The sequence below is a fragment of the Mojavia sp. genome (assembly GCF_059505145.1).
The window spans coordinates 1-3,304 of record NZ_JCACKA010000042.1 but is presented as its reverse complement, the minus strand read 5'-3'; the positions used below and the strand labels follow the sequence as shown (position 1 = coordinate 3,304).

The following is a 3,304-nucleotide window of genomic DNA, read 5'->3' as shown; positions in this document are numbered from 1 at the left end:
TGACTTTGAAATCCTTATTAGTTTTTGTTAGGAAATAAGGTGCGTTTCCCCTGAGGTTTGCCCCAATTGCAGGTGGTTATATTAAATTGCGAATTGCGAATTGCGAATTGCGAATTGTGTGATGCCCACTCTTTCCCTATGCCGCTATTAGCTCACTGTTGTACGCTTCAGACTCCAGCAGCTTCCACCATTCATCAGCCGTCAGTTCATCAAATGCCTTGTCTAAGAGTTCATCGCAACACACAGGATTGATCAATAGCGATCGCACAGCCTCCATTGCAGAATCACACGCTCTCTTCTGCCCCTCTAAAGAAGCCCGGATGACCCACCAACCACCGTTTGTGCAGCCCACTTCGCCCAGTTTCGCATCATCGCGGTAAATGCCGTCATCGAGCAATTCCAACCCGTAGTTCTCGCACTGGTTGAAAATCTGCACCATGATTTCATTGCCAATAGAAGAAGTAGGGAGCAAGGGAGAGAATTCTTCCCCTCCGCTCCCTGCTCCCTGCCCCCCTGCTTCTTGCTCTTGCACTGGTAATGACCCATCTTTGTAATGTGTGCAGATGTAGCGGTGGCACTGCATTGGGGTGGCTGCACGATGGACTTCCACACTGTTTACTATGACTACCCAGCGTTGCGTCGCAAAGTCATCAGTATCGTGGGTGATTGTGGCTATCAACTGGTTGCCAACGTAGTATTCGTGGTCGTAGAAAGATATCTCAACTACCTTTAATTCTTCGGGTGCTACGACTTGGGCTTGGTCTGCGATGTGGCGGTCAAGTTCGGCTTGGGCGAGGGTTTGGTTGTCAACTTTCTGAAGCTGGGCGGACTGATGGGAGATGATTGCGCTAATCCAGGCATCTTTACAGCGTTTGTCTTGTACTTTGATTGTGCAGCCGATTTCGCTGTAGATTTGCTTGAGGCGGGCTATGGATTTCAGGTGCAGCTGTTGATGAGTGTATATGGGCTGAGTCATAATGGTATTTCCTGTTAAAGGATCGAAAGGCGATCGCGCAAGTTTCCAAGGCGAGAGCGGTCGTCTTTTGTTATGACTTCATTTTACTAATTTGGTTAGTAATAATCAAGCAATATCTGGAATTTTTTGAGGTAATTTTACTAACGGGCACCCCAGAAAATCTTCCAAATTAATCGAAAGCGCTTGACATATAGCTTCTAGCTTTTCAGTAGAAACTGTGGGGGCTGAATCTCTTAGGCTTGACTGTGGGTATTCTCCACGCTCTAAATGTTGAATTAGCTGATAAGCACAGCCAGCGCGTTTTGCCAAAGACTGCATAGACTCTTTGCCGCGTAAAATTTTCAGCTTTCTGCCCAACTCTTTATTCCATCGAATAGATGCAATTAAGCTTTTATCGATAATCATTAATTCATTACCAAGTTCACCAATTGGATTAGTAGACATGATATAGTAATATTACTAATTAAATTAGTAAGCTGAGACAAAACAATCCATTTAAAGTATGACTGCGATCGCTTGCAGTCTTTGCAATGCAATCAAAAAGACGGCTTCACTTGACATCGATTCCTCTGGATTTCCAAAAATCGATGCGCTCCCGATTTGCTTTCTCTATCTTGGTTTGTCTCAAATTCTCATTCAACACTTGTGCAATTCGCTGGCTCATAAAACTGTTGTAGTTGTCGCTTACACTCTGCACTGGTTGTAAGAGACTTATAATCTCCTGCCCTAAATTCTTCCACCACGTATGCTGCTGAGAAGAAAGGTTAATGCCATAAAGCACATAGTTTGCAAAATGCTCACAATTATTGACTGCGACATTGTACTTAGCGGCTGATACAAACATCTCTATACGCTTGAACTCCTGCGGAGTTACCTTGACCATTCCTCGCAACTCCAGCCCAGCTGAACCCCAACCTATAGAATTACTAAAGCTTGACGTTTCAGCAAGGTAATAGTGATCGGCAAAATCAGCAATTTGCCCAATAGGTACTTTAAAAATTTTCAATACACTAGACTCTACAACTTCAAATCCCATACGTGCTTATTCATTAAATAGTGTTAACAAGTCAATAACTTGCAAAAATATCTACAAATTGTGAGTATTTTACCGATAACAGCAGGACAAGTCCAAACTTTCACAGAACTAGAACCGTAGCAATAGTAAGAAGTTTGGCAAAGCACAGCACAAGAAGCTGGCAGTAAAGTTTTAAGCGCCAAGATTGAAAATAATACGATTGAGCGTATAAAACGTACCAAACTGGCGAAGTTTGCCAAATTCTAGCTCTTGGTTCCTGAACTCAGAGGTAAAGGCGGGTGCTGGGCATTATCAGTCAAGTAAACGACCTTAACTGTACTGTAAGGCTATGGGATGGCGAACTGACGGTTTGGCTAAAGTATCTGAAGTGTTTTGATTATTTACCGCAGGAATACCAGCAGGTTCGGGAGATTAGCGATCGCATCAGTAGAGTGTATTCAAGTGTATTGGAGGAATCGGTGCAGAAGTTTTTGGAGATGCTGGGCAAGCTGAATCGTGCTTATTTGACGGGCTTAGAAGAGAAAGTGCTGGGCTTGTTGGAGGCTGAAATCAAGGATTAATGCAACAAAAAATAATGCACAAATGCTTTGGGTGATTATATAAAATAAAATTTGAACTTGTGCATAGAGTTTTAAAGCGAGAGTCCCCTCTTTCTCAAGATCCCAAATCTCAAATGGTTTTTATAGCTCCATAGCCTTGGGTAAGTATTGTAAAAATGAATGATTTAACTTACGCATATAAAATTGTGCTATTTTCTACCTTGCCATTCAATAATCTAGTCAGCTATATTTTAATAGCCTGTATAAATGTATGCAGGGAGGTTGTTCATGACACCAGATATTACAAGATGGATTAACTGTCTAAGTAATTGTCTGAAGAGATGTAGCCAATTATAGTGCATTTGACGGGCGCTCTTCTAGGGCGGATTATCGGCGTGCGCTGAGGGGTGAACAGATGCCGTCAGTCTAAACCTCTTAGCTTTGCTAAATTGCACTTTATGACATATCATTACCACAATAATAATTTAGAAAAGTGGCTAAAAAATCGTCGGTATTTCCATTTTGATAGCAGTATATCCTTAGATTTTGCAAGGAAATATGTAAAAGATCCAATAAAGATTGAAAAGCATCCTTTTCTGCCATTTTTAGGATATGTTAATGCTAAACCTCGTTATCAAGCAAAGGAGAATAAAACAAAGTTAAAGAAACGACAAATTCTTTATGCTAGCCATCTAGACTGGGAGCATCCACTTTTGGCAGAAACACTCAAATAGCAAGTAAACCGTTAAGATA

General features: G+C 41.7%; 5 protein-coding genes. 2 read left to right on the top strand and 3 right to left on the bottom strand.

Translation table 11 applies throughout. The features are described from left to right. Positions 1-136: 136 nt before the first annotated feature. From AC5JL8_RS07160 to AC5JL8_RS07150, 3 genes are all read right to left on the bottom strand, one after another. The gene (locus AC5JL8_RS07160) at positions 137-976 is read right to left on the bottom strand and encodes a hypothetical protein (protein ID WP_495879091.1); all 840 of its coding nucleotides are present in this window, start codon (positions 974-976) and stop codon (positions 137-139) included. Between the two features lie 105 nt (positions 977-1,081). Beyond that, positions 1,082-1,420 carry a helix-turn-helix domain-containing protein gene (locus tag AC5JL8_RS07155; protein ID WP_495879090.1) on the bottom strand — a complete coding sequence of 113 codons (339 nt, stop codon included), beginning with the start codon at positions 1,418-1,420 and terminating at the stop codon, positions 1,082-1,084. Between the two features lie 106 nt (positions 1,421-1,526). Then, a complete protein-coding gene (locus AC5JL8_RS07150) occupies positions 1,527-2,012 on the bottom strand; it encodes a lecithin retinol acyltransferase family protein (protein WP_495879089.1) in 486 nt (161 codons plus the stop codon). 278 nt (positions 2,013-2,290) lie between these two features. Between AC5JL8_RS07150 and AC5JL8_RS07145 the strand changes: the two genes are divergently transcribed. Together AC5JL8_RS07145 and AC5JL8_RS07140 are read left to right on the top strand one after the other, a co-directional pair. After that, positions 2,291-2,572, top strand: coding sequence for a hypothetical protein (locus tag AC5JL8_RS07145; RefSeq protein WP_495879088.1), 282 nt, complete (start codon positions 2,291-2,293; stop codon positions 2,570-2,572). Positions 2,573-3,009: 437 nt separating this feature from the next. Further along, positions 3,010-3,285, top strand: a complete 276-nt coding sequence (locus AC5JL8_RS07140) for a hypothetical protein (protein WP_495879087.1) — start codon at positions 3,010-3,012, stop codon at positions 3,283-3,285. Positions 3,286-3,304 lie beyond the last annotated feature (19 nt).

Coding starts and splice junctions, on each gene's coding strand:
- AC5JL8_RS07150 (WP_495879089.1), bottom strand. CDS start 2,012: ATGGGATTTGAAGTTGTAGAGTCTAGTGTATTGAAAATTTTTAAAGTA.
- AC5JL8_RS07155 (WP_495879090.1), bottom strand. CDS start 1,420: ATGTCTACTAATCCAATTGGTGAACTTGGTAATGAATTAATGATTATC.
- AC5JL8_RS07140 (WP_495879087.1), top strand. CDS start 3,010: ATGACATATCATTACCACAATAATAATTTAGAAAAGTGGCTAAAAAAT.
- AC5JL8_RS07160 (WP_495879091.1), bottom strand. CDS start 976: ATGACTCAGCCCATATACACTCATCAACAGCTGCACCTGAAATCCATA.